11 protein-coding genes and 1 pseudogene are annotated in these 14,141 nt (G+C 66.2%); 11 read left to right on the forward strand and 1 reads right to left on the reverse strand.

Going from position 1 to position 14,141, the window contains the following annotated elements; genetic code table 11:
- Nucleotides 1–83 precede the first annotated feature (83 nt).
- Nucleotides 84–482 carry a hypothetical protein gene (locus Cocul_RS01980; protein WP_055121634.1) on the forward strand — a complete coding sequence of 133 codons (399 nt, stop codon included), beginning with the start codon at nucleotides 84–86 and terminating at the stop codon, nucleotides 480–482.
- Here Cocul_RS01980 and Cocul_RS01985 read toward each other — a convergent pair.
- Complete coding sequence (locus tag Cocul_RS01985; protein WP_055121635.1) at nucleotides 452–1,579, reverse strand: glycerate kinase; 1,128 nt, start codon at nucleotides 1,577–1,579, stop codon at nucleotides 452–454. The two genes, Cocul_RS01980 and Cocul_RS01985, sit on opposite strands and share 31 nt — an antisense overlap.
- 173 nt (nucleotides 1,580–1,752) lie before the next feature.
- Between Cocul_RS01985 and gdhA the strand changes: the two genes are divergently transcribed.
- From gdhA to Cocul_RS02035, 10 genes and pseudogenes are all read left to right on the forward strand, one after another.
- Entirely contained in the window at nucleotides 1,753–3,096 is a 1,344-nt protein-coding gene (gdhA, locus tag Cocul_RS01990) for an NADP-specific glutamate dehydrogenase (protein WP_055121636.1), read from the forward strand.
- 260 nt (nucleotides 3,097–3,356) lie between these two features.
- Nucleotides 3,357–3,926: a DUF6230 family protein gene (locus Cocul_RS01995; RefSeq protein WP_055121637.1), complete on the forward strand. Its 570-nt coding sequence runs from the start codon at nucleotides 3,357–3,359 to the stop codon at nucleotides 3,924–3,926.
- Nucleotides 3,916–5,325 carry a DUF6114 domain-containing protein gene (locus tag Cocul_RS02000; RefSeq protein WP_055121638.1) on the forward strand — a complete coding sequence of 470 codons (1,410 nt, stop codon included), beginning with the start codon at nucleotides 3,916–3,918 and terminating at the stop codon, nucleotides 5,323–5,325. The genes Cocul_RS01995 and Cocul_RS02000 overlap by 11 nt, the downstream gene beginning before the upstream one ends.
- Before the next feature lie 254 nt (nucleotides 5,326–5,579).
- Nucleotides 5,580–6,311 (forward strand): DivIVA domain-containing protein, encoded by a 732-nt coding sequence (locus Cocul_RS02005; RefSeq protein ID WP_055121639.1) that lies wholly within the window; start codon nucleotides 5,580–5,582, stop codon nucleotides 6,309–6,311.
- A gap of 27 nt (nucleotides 6,312–6,338) precedes the next feature.
- Nucleotides 6,339–6,869, forward strand: a complete 531-nt coding sequence (locus Cocul_RS02010; RefSeq protein ID WP_055121640.1) for a YceD family protein — start codon at nucleotides 6,339–6,341, stop codon at nucleotides 6,867–6,869.
- Nucleotides 6,869–7,594: pseudogene (gene rnc / locus Cocul_RS02015) on the forward strand (ribonuclease III); the annotation flags it as partial. The gene Cocul_RS02010 and the pseudogene rnc, both read left to right, overlap by 1 nt.
- A 137-nt stretch (nucleotides 7,595–7,731) precedes the next feature.
- Complete coding sequence (mutM, locus tag Cocul_RS02020) at nucleotides 7,732–8,592, forward strand: bifunctional DNA-formamidopyrimidine glycosylase/DNA-(apurinic or apyrimidinic site) lyase (RefSeq protein ID WP_055121641.1); 861 nt, start codon at nucleotides 7,732–7,734, stop codon at nucleotides 8,590–8,592.
- 128 nt (nucleotides 8,593–8,720) lie between these two features.
- Nucleotides 8,721–10,214, forward strand: a complete 1,494-nt coding sequence (locus tag Cocul_RS02025) for an alanine/glycine:cation symporter family protein (RefSeq protein WP_055121642.1) — start codon at nucleotides 8,721–8,723, stop codon at nucleotides 10,212–10,214.
- Nucleotides 10,202–10,486 (forward strand): acylphosphatase, encoded by a 285-nt coding sequence (locus Cocul_RS02030; RefSeq protein WP_055121643.1) that lies wholly within the window; start codon nucleotides 10,202–10,204, stop codon nucleotides 10,484–10,486. Before Cocul_RS02025 ends, Cocul_RS02030 begins: the two co-directional genes overlap by 13 nt.
- 51 nt (nucleotides 10,487–10,537) lie before the next feature.
- Complete coding sequence (locus Cocul_RS02035; RefSeq protein WP_055121644.1) at nucleotides 10,538–14,131, forward strand: AAA family ATPase; 3,594 nt, start codon at nucleotides 10,538–10,540, stop codon at nucleotides 14,129–14,131.
- The last annotated feature ends 10 nt before the right edge of the window (nucleotides 14,132–14,141 follow it).

Consider the following 14,141-nt stretch of genomic DNA (forward strand, 5'->3'; position numbering starts at 1 on the left):
CGGTGACGTTTCACTCCTATGAAAAAATGTGGGTTGCCACCATCATAGAACCATTCGCGGACATTTCTAGTTAGGCTTGCCTCATGCCTCAGATTCAGTTTGATGTGTTGATCCCCAGCGATCAGGCCGAACAACTGCGTTCCGCCTTCTCCACGGCCAGCGAGCGGCTGCGTTCCACCGGCAAGGCTCGCCACGCCGCGCTTTCCTTTGACCCGAGCCCGCAGGTGGCCGCGGGGGTGGAGGATCAACTCCGGGAGATTTTCCGCGCCGAGCATGAGGGCCGTGACCTCGACGGCGCGAGCGTGCGCCGCTATACCCTCGACGTGGACGGGGTGAATGGTTCTATTAACGAGCTGACCATGAGCCTGTCGAGGATGCTCACCCCGCAGGCGAACCTCCCGCAGGACCCGGTGCTGCTGGCCAACGAGGCCGCCCACGAGCAGCCCGCGCACTACCCCTGGACGGTGGAGGTGCGCAGGTAGCGCTGGGCTATGCGACGCCCGGCGTCGATAAGCTGGGCGCGATCGTCTGGGTTGTCCTCAAGGAGAGTCACCGACGCCCCGGACGGCACCTCCCCGGCCACGGAACCGGTGGCCACCGCCACGGGGGTGTGGTGGGGGCGGGCGAGGTCGAGCACGGTGCCCACCACCTTGCCCTGGGTGGATTGGTGATCCAGGCGGCCCTCGCCGGTGATAACCAGGTCTGCCTGCGCGATGAGTTCCGGTAGGCCCAGGGAGGCGGCCACCACGGGGGCGCCGGGGAGAAGCCGGATGTGGGAGTCATCGCCGTGTAGGGTGCGCGAGAGCCAGGTCAGCCCGATGCCCACGCCGCCGGCGGCCCCCATGCCGGGGGTAGCGGGATCGACGCTGAGGAGCGAGCAGAGGTGGCCCAGGCCGCGATCGAGGATCTCCACGTCCTCCGGCTCGGCCCCCTTTTGCGGGCCAAATACGGCCGCCGCGCCCTGCGGGCCGGTGGCGGGGGAGGAGACATCGCACAGCAGCACCCACTCGCAGGCGGCGGCGGGAATGTTGAGTTGGGCGGTGTCGATGCTGCGGATCGCGGAGAGATAACCGCCGCCCTTGGGCACCGCGTAGCCGCGCGGGTCAAGCGGGGTGGCGCCGAGGGCCACGAGGATTCCCGTGCCACCGTCGATGGTGGCGGTGCCGCCCAGCGCCAGGGTGATGGTGCGTGCCCCGCGCGTCTGCGCGTCCGCGATGAGCACCCCGGTGCCGTAGGTATCGCCGGTCAGCGGCACCGGGCGGTCGATCACCGCGGGGAGTCCGGAGGCGGCGGCCACGTCGATGTAGGCGGTGGCGGAGGTCTCGTCGTAGCGGTAGCTGGCCTCGGTGAGGCGGCCGGAGGCGTCGGTGGTGGGCAGGGTGATGGTGCGCCCGCCAAACGTGGCGGAGGTGCCCTCCCCGCCGTCGGCCATCGGGGCCAGGGTGATCTCGGCGTGGGGAAGCACCTCGCGTACGCCCTCCCCGAGGTAGGCGGCGGCCTCGGGGGCGGTGGCGCGGCCCTTGAAGGAATCGGGGGCGATGACGATGGAGAGGGTGCGGGGGCTCGTATTTTCGGTCACCCGACCAATGATACTTACCCGCTCTGAGCATGGGAAACGCCGGGGCGTGAACAAAAAGGTGTTCCGTTTGGGCAATACCTGTGCTTTAATTGAAATGTCTCGATCACGCACCGGCTCGCGCCGCACTGCACGGAAGAAGCAGGCGGCGGGGCCGCGAGAGGAAAGGAACCCCCGTGTCCATTGAAGAGCAGGTATCCAGCTACTACGACATGTTGCTGAAGCGCAACGCCGGAGAGCCGGAGTTTCACCAGGCGGTCGCCGAGGTGCTGGACTCCCTCAAGATCGTGCTGGAAAAGGATCCCCACTACGCGGACTATGGCCTGATTCAGCGCCTGTGCGAGCCGGAGCGCCAGCTCATCTTCCGGGTGCCCTGGGTGGATGACGAGGGCGTGGTGCAGGTCAATCGCGGCTTCCGCGTGCAGTTCAACTCCGCGCTGGGCCCGTACAAGGGCGGCCTGCGCTTCCACCCCTCGGTGAACCTGGGCATCATCAAGTTCCTGGGCTTCGAGCAGATCTTCAAGAACTCCCTGACCGGCCTGCCTATCGGCGGCGGCAAGGGCGGCTCCGACTTTGACCCCAAGGGCAAGAGCGACGGAGAGGTCATGCGCTTCTGCCAGTCCTTCATGACGGAACTGCACCGCCACATCGGCGAGTATCGCGACGTTCCCGCCGGTGACATCGGCGTGGGCGGCCGCGAGATCGGCTACCTCTTTGGCCAGTACCGCCGCCTTGCTAACCAGCACGAGTCCGGCGTGCTCACCGGCAAGGGCCTGACCTGGGGCGGCTCCCTGGTGCGCACCGAGGCCACCGGCTACGGCGCGGTGTACCTCACCGAGGAGATGATGAAGGCCCACGAGGAAAAGCTTGACGGGGCCAAGGTGGTGGTCTCCGGCTCCGGCAACGTGGCCATCTATGCCATCGAAAAGGCCCAGGAGCTCGGCGCCACCGTGATCGCCTTCTCCGATTCCTCCGCGTGGGTGGAAACTCCCAACGGCGTGGACGTGGAACTGCTCAAGGAGATCAAGGAGGTGCGCCGCGCCCGCGTGAACGAGTACGTGGAGGAGGCCGAGGGGGCCGTGCTGCACACCGAGGGCAGCCTCTGGGACTTGACGTGCGACGTCGCCCTGCCGTGCGCCACCCAGAACGAGCTCGACGGCGAGCATGCCCGCACGCTGGCGGCCAACGGCTGCCGCTACGTGGCGGAGGGTGCGAACATGCCCTCCACGGCCGAGGCGATCGAGGTATTCCGCAAGGAGGGCGTGCACTTCGCCCCGGGCAAGGCCGCTAATGCCGGCGGTGTGGCGACCTCCGCGCTGGAGATGCAGCAGAACGCCTCCCGCGATTCCTGGAGCTTCGAGTACACCGACGAGCGCCTGCACAAGATCATGTCCAACATCTTCAAGGCGGCGGATCGCACCGCCAAGGAGTACGGACACGAGGGTGATTACGTGGTGGGCGCGAACATCGCCGGCTTCAAGAAGGTGGCTGACGCCATGCTCGCCCAGGGGATCATCTAGGTTCTCAGCTTTCCGACGCCGGGTTGCTCCCGGTAGGAGGGTCCGCGCCGCGTGCGCGGGCCCTTTTCTTGTTGCCGGTGAGCGTGGATTCTGGGGGTGAGTACCTTAGCGGGGTGAAAATTTTATGAGAAAACTTGCGCGAAGCGCCGGGGAGGGTGTTAGTATCCCTTTTCATAGTTGAAGGAAACAATAAAGTGTCTGCCCTCACTCCTCCTGTATGGTGAGGTTGCTGCCACTTTTAAGTTTGGAGGAGGAGAGCCGTGGGGCACATTAGGAAGATTCGATTCGCAGCCATCATGGCTGGCAGCGCGCTGGTGACGGCGGGCATGGGCGTGGCGATGGCGCAGGGCGGACTCTCCGCCAACCTGGCGCTGTCCAACACCATCTTTTCCATGCAGGTGGGCAGCCTGGAGGCCCAGGGCATGAACCTCTTTGTGGACAACGAGCAGATGCGCGACGGCAATACGGGCGTGACGCGCCTGCGTCTCGACGAGGCCACCATCAGCGACATGTGCATGTCCATGCCCATCAACGTCCCCGGTCTGGGTGAGCGCAAGTTCCAGATGATCGCCAGCGGCCCGAACACCACCGCCTCAAACCTGGTGATCGGCGCAAAGAACCTCGACGGTTCCCTCACCATGATTAAGCCGCAGATCGGCGTGGACGCCCAGCAGCTCTCCGATAAGGCGGAGCCGGGCGCAAGTGCCATCGTGGCTCAGGGCCTGGTGGCCAACGACCAAAAGATCAGGGCCGCCTCCGTGGCGGCGGACAAGCTCACCGCTGCGGGTGCCAAGATCACCATCGAAGAGGTGGACAAGAGTGTCTGCTAAATACTCGCAGACGGAGGAGGCCAACGAAATTACGCGCGACCTCGGGCCCGCGGTGGGGGAGAATACTGTTGACCACGCCGGGGCCGCTGGGGTTGCTGAGGCGGTGGAGAACCACGAGGCTGAGAGCACCAGCGAGAGGCTGGAAAAGAACAACAGGCGTTTTACCGCCTGGCGCAGGCAGCGTCCCTTCGGGGCCGGGCTGGTGATGATCTTCGCCGGGGCCGTGATTATGACCCCCGCGTATCTCTCCTTTGAGATCTCCAATATCCAGGTGCAAATATCCACCATCTCCGGGGTATCCACCCTCATCATCGGGGTGCTGCTCATCGTGTGCGGATTCCTCACCTGGTTCCGGGGGGAGGGGCGCATTCTCACCGGAGTGGTTTCCCTGATCCTGGGTGTGGTGGCCCTGCCCACCTCGAACTTCGGTGGCTTTGGTGTGGGTACGCTGCTGGCCCTCGTGGGTGGCGCGCTGGCGCTGTCCTGGACGGAAGAAGATAAGGAGCCAAAGGAGCGTAGAAAGAAGCGGCGACGCGCCGCCGGAAGCAGCGCGGTGGCGGCCGTGACCGCCGCCGCCCTGGGAATCTCGGTGATGGAACAACCCGCCGCAGAGGCCAATCAGGCCCTGCTTCCCCGGATCCAGGACGTGATCCCCTTCCTCCCGCAGGAGGATGAGGCGCCGCAGCCGCAGGCTCCGGTGGGGGAGACACCACGGGAAAATAACGGAAATAATCCCGCGCCCCCGGCGCTTCCCGGTATACCGGGCCTGCCGGAACTGCCGCCGCTGCCCGGTGCGGAGGAATTGCGCGAGCGCGGTGAGGAGATACTCGACGGGGAACTCATGGACAAGATCAACCAGGCCCCGTTGCCGCAGGTGCCGGGGATCGATCTTGCGCCACCCGAGCCGATTCCGTGGACCGTTCCGCCCAGCGGTAACCGCTACACCGTGATGACGGATAAGACCTCGCTGGTGGGGAACGTGAAGTTCTCCTATGTCACCATCGATACCGTCCAGGGGCCGCGCCAGGCGATCAGAATCGACGCGGATCACGCGATCCTAGATAACCTCTCTGTTCGTTTCCCCGGAGATGCCTCCGGGGTGCCTCCCGTGTGGAAGCGCAGCGCGCCGGGGGCGATTACCACCCTGAACGGAAACTTCCACATCATCGTGCACGCGGTGGAGGTGACCCCGCAGGTAGCCGGGGTTACCCTTCCGGCTTCCCTCACCCTCAGCGCGGACATGCCCCCGGAGGAACTCAAATCCGCCCTGCAAACTCTGGGGCTGGGCCTGCCCGACGTGCTCTCCGATCAGATGGTGATGCTCAACGGCACGATGGACACGTATTACATCTCTTCCGATGATCTGATCGCTTCCCCTGCCACCACGTTTGGTGAGTGATCCGGGGCAACGAGCCTTCTGAAGCGCCCTGGGTTTTGGTTCCTGCCTTCCTATAAAAATTGGGGACCAAAACCCAGGGCGCTTCAGGGCTGTCTGCGTATTCTGCCGGGGTGCCTGTGCTGTGCCCAGCCGCGCACCCCACGGGCGTCGATAAGCCCGCCGCGGGAGGCCCCACCCCGAGAATTGATCGGCCAGGGGGTATCGCTGACCAGCGCTAATGATATGTTCGCGGGCCAACAGGTAGCATTTTTTCCATGTACCGCGTATTCGAAGCCCTGGATGAACTGGTTCAAACAGTGGAGCAGGCTTACGGCGTGCCCATGACCTCCAATTGCATGGTGCCGCGTAATGACGTCCTGGCACTCCTCGACGATCTGCGCAACGCCCTGCCCATCGAGATCGACGACGCGCAGGACGTCCTGGACAAGCAGGACGAGATCCTGCGCGGTGCGGAGGAGCGCGCCAGCACCATCGTGGGCGATGCCGACGCCCAGGCGGCGGAGATCGTTGATGGCGCGCAACGCGAGGCCGATGAGATGGTGGCGGACGCACAACACCGTGCCACCACCGTGGTGGCACGCGCGGAGGAGGACGCGCACCAGACCGTCAGCCGTGCCCGCGCGGAGGCCGATGACACGCTCTCCCGCGCCCAGGCGGAGGCGGATCGTTTGATCGCGGACGGCAACGATTCTTACCAGCGCAGTGTGGACGAGGGCCTGGCGGAGCAAAATCGCCTGGTCTCCGAGTCCGAGGTGGTGCGCCGCGCCAACGAGGAGGCACACCGCGTGGTGGACGCCGCGCACGCGGATTCCAAGAAGCTGCGCAGCGAATGCGATCAGTTTGTAGACGGCAAGCTCGCGGACTTCGAGGAGACCCTTTCCGGGGTGCTGCGCACCGTGTCCCGGGATCGGGCGGCGCTGCGCCGCGGCGCGGGGGCGGCGGGCACCGGCCGCGAACCGCGGGAGCCGTACGGGTACGAGGATTAATCCCCGCAAGGGTAGGCTGGGCACGCTATGAACTCACCTTTTGTTTTTGATGTCTCGGGCCTCGTGCACTCCTCGACCGCGCAGCGGCGCACCCTCACCGGGCCTTCCCCGGCGCGCATCGGCGCGGCGATGATCGCTATCGAGGAGGGGGAGAAGGTCACCGTGGAGGCGTTGGTGACGCCGCTGGGCACCGGCGTGCTCGTGGACGCGCAGGTACAGGCCACCCTCCGGGGGCAGTGCGTGCGGTGCCTGGCGGAACTGCACCAGGAGGGGGACTTCCACATCAACCAGTTCTTTGCCGATTCCGCAGACGTGGTGGTGCATGAGGAAGGCTCGGACGACGACGAAGCGGAAGAGATCCCGCAGATCGTGGACGATCGCGTGGATATTCAGCAGGCGGTCACCGATGAGGTGGGCCTGACCCTGCCGTTTAACCCCACCTGCCCGGAAGGCTGCGCGCAGGATGAGTCCGCAGCTCCGGCTCCCGACGGCGTCTCCGGGGAGGACGAGGGCTCCCTGCCCGATCCGCGCTGGGCGGGGCTGGAGAAGTTTCTGTGATGAAGAAGAAGCGGCTCAGCGGACAAGAGGCCCTCGACGCGGCCTTCGGGGCGATCAATCACCGCCCGCTGCTGGACAAACTCGGCGTAGAGATCAGCGAGGAGGGTCTGCGCCTGGCTCTCACGCACCGCTCCTTTGCCAACGAGAACGGCATGCTGCCCAATAATGAGCGCCTGGAGTTCCTGGGGGACGCGGTCCTGGGGCTCTCGGTGGCCACGCAGCTCTATGCCCAGTACCCGTCCAGCCCGGAATCGGAAATCTCCAAGATGCGCGCCGGGATTGTTTCTCGCTACGGCTGCGCGGATATTGCGCGGGATATTCGCCTGGGCGATCACATCCTTTTGGGCAAGGGGGAACTGGCCACCGGAGGCCGACGCAAGGAATCAATCCTGGCGGATACCACCGAGGCGATCCTGGGCGTGATCTACCGGGAACACGGCTTTGAGGTGGCCCGCGAGGTGATCCTGCGGCTTTTTGGCCACAAGATTGACACCGCCACGGCCAAGGGCCGCCACGAGGATTGGAAAACGGTGCTCCAGGAGCGCCTGGCGGAACTGAAGCTGCCCATGGCCACCTACTCCTCCACCTCCACCGGCCCGGAGCACGAGCTGGTGTTTAGCGCGCACGCGGCGGTCAACGGGCACGCGGTGGGCTCGGGCACGGGGCAGAACAAGAAGATCGCGGAGCAGGAAGCAGCGCACCAGGCTTATCTGGCGTTGGCCGATCCCCAGGTGCGCGCCGCCGTGTCCGTGGCAGAGGGGTCTGCGGTGGAGGGGCTTGCGGTGGAGGCCCCCGCAGAAGACTCCCCGGAGATCGTGGATTCCACCCCGCCCGATGATGCCGCCCATGCTTGAGGTAGCACATGCCTGAGTTACCCGAGGTGGAGGTGGTGCGCCGGGGCCTGGCGGATCACGCGGTGGGCCGTCGCCTGCACCGGGTGCAGGTGTCGCACCCCCGCGCCGCGCGCAACCAATCCGGTGGCGGGGCGGCGCTCGAAGAACTCTTGGAGGGGGCCACGCTCACGGGCGCGCACCGGCGCGGCAAATTCCTGTGGCTGAGCACGGATCGCCCGGAGCGTCTGCTGGTGCACCTGGGCATGAGCGGGCAGATGCTCATCAAGGATCACCAGGAACCACACCCGCACCTGCGGGCGAGTGCGTTCCTTTCCCCGGTGTTGGGGGCGGAACACACCCAGGGAACCTGGCTTCACTTCATTGACCAGCGCACCTTTGGCTACTGGCACGCCACCCCCGGCGATGCACAGGGGGTTCCGCTGCCCGTGGCGCACATCGCCCAGGATCTGCTCGATCCGGCCCTGGATATTGCTGCGTTGGCGCGGCGGATCAAGGCCCGCCCCACGGAGATCAAGAGGGTGTTGCTTAATCAGGAGGTGGTCTCCGGTATTGGCAACATCTACGCCGATGAAATGCTCTGGGAGGCGCGCCTGCACGGGCGGCAACGAGCCTCACGGGTGAGCCTGGCCCGCCTGGAGGAACTGCTGTGGGCGGGGCGGGGCGTGATGGAAAGGGCGCTGGAACAGGGTGGTACTTCCTTTGACTCGCTGTACGTGAACGTCAACGGGGAATCGGGATATTTTGATCTGAGCCTGCACGCCTATGGCCGCCACGGCCAGCCTTGCCCCCGTTGTGGAACGGAGATCAGGCGTGAGGCGTTTATGAATCGTTCCTCGCACTTTTGCCCGAGGTGTCAGCGGCCCCGGTAGGAGGGGGCTTTGCGACGCCGCCCCACCCGCGCAAAAAGAATCGGGACGATAAATGGCGGGGGTAATAATGCCGCCGCACCGTGCGCGGAGTTATTACCCAGGCGCGGGGGAACGGTAATCTTTTGCGCATGGATTTTTTGGTCGATGCCGTGGAGGCATTCAATGAGGGCTTCTGGACGTGGTGGGTTGTCCCGGTTCTGGTTCTCTCCGGTGTGGCCTACTGCTTCCGCACCGCCCTGGTGCAGATTCGCTTCCTGCCGGATATGTTCCGCTCCGTGGTGGAAAAGCCCTCGGACATTTCTGAGGGCACCAAGGGCATCTCCGCGTTTAAGGCGTTTACCATGTCCGCCGCCTCCCGCGTGGGCACCGGCAACGTGGCCGGGGTGGCCCTGGCGGTGGCCGTCGGCGGGCCGGGCGCGGTGTTTTGGATGTGGTGCCTGGCGATCATCGGCGGGGCCACCTCCTTCGTGGAATCTACCCTGGCGCAGGTGTACAAGGTGCGGGATAAGGATTCCTATCGCGGCGGCCCGGCCTATTACATGACGCGCGCCCTGGGCTGGAAGCCCCTGGCCGTGATGTTCGCCGTGGTGATCTGCGTGACCTACGGCTTTGTGTTCAACGCGGTGCAGTCCAATTCCATCAGCGCGGCGATCTCCACCTCCGTGGGCAGCGAGGGCATGGGCACCAACGCCGTCATCGGCTTGGTGCTCGCGGCGGTGACCCTGCTCATCGTGTTCGGCGGGGTGCAGCGCATCGCCTCCTTTACCCAGACCGTGGTGCCGGTGATGGCGGTGCTGTACATCGTGCTGGCCTTCATCGTGATCGGCCTGAACATTGATAAGGTGCCGGGCATGGTGGTGGACATTGTGGCCCACGCCTTTGGCTTCCGGGAGTTCGCCGGGGCCGCGCTGGCTACCGTGTTTATTCAGGGCGTGCGGCGTGGTTTGTTCTCCAACGAGGCGGGCATGGGCTCGGTGCCCAACGCCGCCGCCACCGCCTCCGTTTCCCACCCCGCTAAGCAGGGGCTAATCCAGACCCTTGGCGTGTATTTTGACACCCTGGTGGTGTGCTCCATGACGGCCTTTATCATTCTGCTCGCAGGGCAGGATCTCAGTAAGGAAACCGGAGGCATGGAACTCACCCAGCACGCCCTGGCGGCCTCGGTGGGGGAGTGGGGGATTCACTTCCTCACGTTCATCATCATCTTCCTGGCTTATTCCTCCATCATCGGCAATTATTATTACGGCGAGTCCAATATCGAATACCTGGCGGGCAAGCAGCGCAGCCAGCGGTGGCTGCGGGCCTTCCGCGTGCTGGTGGCGGTGTGCGTGTTCGGTGGGGCCATCGGCTCGGTGCCCCTGGTGTGGGCGCTGGCGGACGTGTTCAGCGGAATCATGGCCTCCATTAACCTCATCGCGCTCATTCCGCTCAGCGGGGTGGCCGTGGCGGTGCTGCGCCATTACTCCGTGCAACGCCGTGCCGGGCTCAACCCGGTGTTCCACCGGGAGGATATTCCCCGTTCCACCCTGGGCTGGAAGCACATGGAGGCCTGGGACGGGGCCGATCCCATCACCCACCGTGACGGGCGCTACGAGAACCTGGATTACCAATGGCACAGGTAGCCCCGGATACCCGGCTGACGGCCTTTGTCCACGGGCACGTACAGGGGGTGGGGTTTCGGTGGTGGACGCGCAGCCGCGCCCTGGAGATCGGCCTGCGCGGTTCCGCCACGAATCTCCCCGATGGCCGCGTGTGCGTGGTGGCCGAGGGCACCCGCGCCCAGTGCGAGGATCTGCTGGGTCTCCTCCGGGGCGGCGGCACGCCGGGCCGGGTGGATACGGTGGTGGAGCAGTGGGCACGGCCCAAGGGGGAAGAAGGGTTCGTGGAGCGTTAGGCGCGGCCGCTTCGGGCCTGCGGGGCGTCGATAAGCTAAAATCTTCCCACCATGCACCTCAAATCGCTGACGCTCAAGGGATTTAAATCCTTCGCGTCCGCGACCACCTTGAAGTTTGAGCCGGGTATCTGCGCGGTGGTGGGGCCTAATGGCTCGGGAAAGTCCAACGTGGTGGACGCCCTGGCCTGGGTGATGGGGGAACAGGGGGCCAAGACGCTGCGCGGCGGCAAGATGCAGGACGTGATCTTTGCCGGCGCGGGGGATCGCAAGCCCCTGGGCCGGGCGGAGGTGACGCTCACTATTGATAACGCCGATGGGAAACTCCCCATTGATTATTCCGAGGTATCGGTTACCCGCCGTATGTTCCGGGACGGGGCCAGTGAATACGAAATTAACGGCTCCAAAGCCCGGCTGATGGATATTCAGGAATTGCTTTCTGATTCCGGAATCGGCCGGGAAATGCACGTCATCGTGGGGCAGGGGAAGCTATCTGAGATCCTGGAATCCCGTCCGGAGGAACGCCGCGCCTACATCGAAGAGGCCGCGGGCGTGCTCAAACACCGCAGGCGCAAGGAAAAAGCCCAGCGCAAACTCGCCAACATGCAGGGCAACCTGGATCGCTTGCGCGATCTCACCGAGGAACTAGCCCGCCAACTCAAGCCCCTGGCCCGCCAGGCCGAGGCCGCGCGGCGCGCCGCCACCGTACAGGCCACGGTGCGCGATGCCCGCCTGCGGCTGGCCGGGGATCGCATTGTGACCCTGCGCGCGGAACTAAGCGATACCACCCGCCAGGCCGAGGTACTCAGGGAACGGGTGAGCGCCCTCACCGAGGAACTAGAGGAGCGCACCGAACAGCAGGTGGAATGGGAGGAGCGCCTCTCCGAGGTGCTGCCCAAGGAGGAAGCCGCCCAGCAACTCTGGTTCCGCCTTTCCACCCTGACCGAGCGGGTCAGCGCCACCGCGCGCATCGCTGCCGAACGCGCCCGGGGAGCGGGCCACGAGGTTCCCTACTCCGGGATAGACCCCGAAGCCCTGGAACACCGCGCCGAGGAAGCGGACGCGGAGTTCGCCCGCCTGGAAGAGGCCGCGGCGATCGCGCGGGAGCGCCTGGAGGTCATCGAGGAAGAAGCCGCGCAGCGGGAGGAAACCGCCCGCGAGGCCGAGCGCGAACACCTGGCGCAGATCAAGGCCCTGGCCGATCACCGCGAGGGCGTGGTGCGGCTGCTGGCGGCCGAGGAGAACCACTCCGCGCGGGTGAACAGCGCGGAGGAGGAATTAGAGCGCCACCGCAGCGCCGGGGAGGAGGCGCAGGCGCGCTTGGCCCACACCCGAGAAGAATGGGAGGCGGCGCGGGAGGAACACGAGCAAGCAAACCATCAGCGCGAACCCCTGGCGGAGGCCAGCACCCGGGCTACCGCCGAGGCCCAGGCCGCCGAGGAACGCCTGGAACAAGTACGCGCCACCCAGCGGGAACACGAGCGCGAGGTGTACACGCTCAGCGCCAGGATCGAGACGCTGCGCCACACCCTCCCCAGAGCCAGCGCGACGGAGATCCTGGACGGGGAACTGTGGCGGGGGCTTAGCCGGGAGGTACGTCCGCACACCGGGATGGAGACCGCCCTGGCCGCCGCCCTGGGCGCTCATGGAGAGGCCCTGGTGGGGCCGCTGACCGGCGAGGTGATCGAAACCCTGCGCGAGGCGGGAGTAGAGCGCACGGTGCTGTTGGCGGCCCCGCGAAGCGGCGGGGAGGGCGGCGCGGACGCGGCGACCGGGCAGGACGCGGAGCACGGTGCCACGGGGGAGCACGAGGGACCCGGGCGACCTGAGGAGACCTGGCAGGACGCGGCGCGCACCTGGCGCCTTGATGCCGATCTCCCCGAGGGGGCCGAGTGGTTGCTTGACCACGTGGACCTCTCCCCGGCGGTGGCTCCCGCCATCAACCGTCTGCTGGCAGACGTAGCACTCGCGCCCTCCTGGGCGGCCGCCCAGGAGGCGGTGGCCGCCGATCCCCGCTTGCGCGCCGTCACCCGCGAGGGCGAACTTGTAGGCCAGGGCTGGGTGCAGGTGGGCCAGGCCGCCGCGAGTTCCGTGGAGGTGGAGGGGCAGATCGCCCAGGCCGAGGGGGAACTAGCCGCCGCTCAGGGACGGCTGGCGGAACTCTCCGGCACGGTGGAAGGTGCCACGCTGGCCGCCCAAGAGGCCCGCGTGGAGGCGGCGTCCGCCACCGCCGCGCTGCGCGAACACGATGCCCAGGCCGAGGGATGGGCCAGGGAGGTACGCCGCTTAGAGCGCGCGGTGACGGAGCAGGAGGCGGCGCGCGATAAAACGAAGAAGCGAGGCGAAGGGATTGAACAGCGCCTCGCCCAGGCGCGGGCGGAGTTAGCGGCCGTGCGCCAGCGCCTCGCCCAGGTGGATACTGAGGACACCGCCACCGAGGAACCCTCCACCCAGGCTCGCGATACCGCCAAGGAGGCCCTGAACCAGATCCGGGCGATGGAGATGGAGGCCAAACTCAGCGCCCGCAGCGCGGAGGACCGAGTGGAGCAGGCTCGCGGCAAGGCGCAGCAATTGCGCCGCCAGGCAACCCATGAGCGCAAGGCGCGGGCCCGCCACGAAGAAGCCATGGCTAAGCGCAGGGCCGAGGCCGCCCTGGCACGCGCCGTGGCGGCCGGGGCTCAAGAGGTGGAAGGCCGGGTGGAGGAGGCCGTGGGGCGCGCCGCCGCGCGGCGCGACGAGGTGCAACGCAGCAAGGCGCAGATCACCGCGCGGCTTTCCCAGGCTAAGGACGCGGTGAGCGCGGTGCGTCAGCAGCTGGGAAGGCTCAGCGATACCGCGCATGCCTCCGAGATCGCGGCCAGCCAGGCCCAGGTGCGCATCGACGAGGCCGAGGCCAAGACCGTGGAGCAGCTGGGTGTGGCCATTCCCGATCTGTTGGCGGACTATACCCCGGAGCCGGACTTTGATCGCCGGGCGGAGCAGGCTCGGCTCAAGCAGGCGGAGAAGGACTTAAGCGCCCTGGGTAAGGTCAACCCGCTGGCCCTAGAGGAGTACAAGGCCTTAGAGGAGCGTTACCAGTTCCTGTCCACCCAGTTGGCGGACGTGGAGGAGGCGCGCGAGGATCTTCAGGGTGTGATCGAGGAGGTGGACGCCCGCATTTTGCAGTTGTTCACCGAGGCCTGGCAGGACGTGGAGGCGGAGTTTCCCAAGGTCTTTCACACGCTCTTTCCGGGTGGCCAGGGCCGCCTGGTGCTCACCGAGCCGGAGGATATGCTCAGCACGGGGATCGAGCTGGAGGCCCGCCCGCCGGGCAAGAAGGTCAAGCGGCTTTCCCTGCTCTCCGGCGGTGAAAAATCCCTGACGGCCTTGGCCCTGTTGGTGGCGATCTTCCGCGCCCGCCCCAGCCCGTTCTACGTCATGGATGAGGTGGAGGCCGCGCTGGATGACGTCAACCTGCGCCGCTTGATTAACCTGTTCAGGGAGTTGCGCCGGGATTCCCAGCTCATCGTGATTACGCACCAAAAACCCACGATGGACGTGGCCAACGTGCTCTACGGCGTGACCATGCGCGGCGACGGCATCACGAGGGTGCTCAGCCAGCGTATGCAGCCCGACGATACCGCGACGGGCGCGCCTGCTCTAGGCTGATGAGGGTTGT

Source organism: Corynebacterium oculi (genome assembly GCF_001412105.1).
Lineage (GTDB): Bacteria > Actinomycetota > Actinomycetes > Mycobacteriales > Mycobacteriaceae > Corynebacterium > Corynebacterium oculi.

Excerpts from the sequence above, each read along its gene's own strand:
- mutM (WP_055121641.1), top strand. The coding sequence starts at position 7,732 with ATGCCTGAGTTACCCGAGGTGGAGGTGGTGCGCCGGGGCCTGGCGGAT.
- Cocul_RS02035 (WP_055121644.1), top strand. The coding sequence starts at position 10,538 with ATGCACCTCAAATCGCTGACGCTCAAGGGATTTAAATCCTTCGCGTCC.
- Cocul_RS01980 (WP_055121634.1), top strand. The coding sequence starts at position 84 with ATGCCTCAGATTCAGTTTGATGTGTTGATCCCCAGCGATCAGGCCGAA.
- Cocul_RS02030 (WP_055121643.1), top strand. The coding sequence starts at position 10,202 with ATGGCACAGGTAGCCCCGGATACCCGGCTGACGGCCTTTGTCCACGGG.
- Cocul_RS02025 (WP_055121642.1), top strand. The coding sequence starts at position 8,721 with ATGGATTTTTTGGTCGATGCCGTGGAGGCATTCAATGAGGGCTTCTGG.
- Cocul_RS02005 (WP_055121639.1), top strand. The coding sequence starts at position 5,580 with ATGTACCGCGTATTCGAAGCCCTGGATGAACTGGTTCAAACAGTGGAG.
- Cocul_RS02010 (WP_055121640.1), top strand. The coding sequence starts at position 6,339 with ATGAACTCACCTTTTGTTTTTGATGTCTCGGGCCTCGTGCACTCCTCG.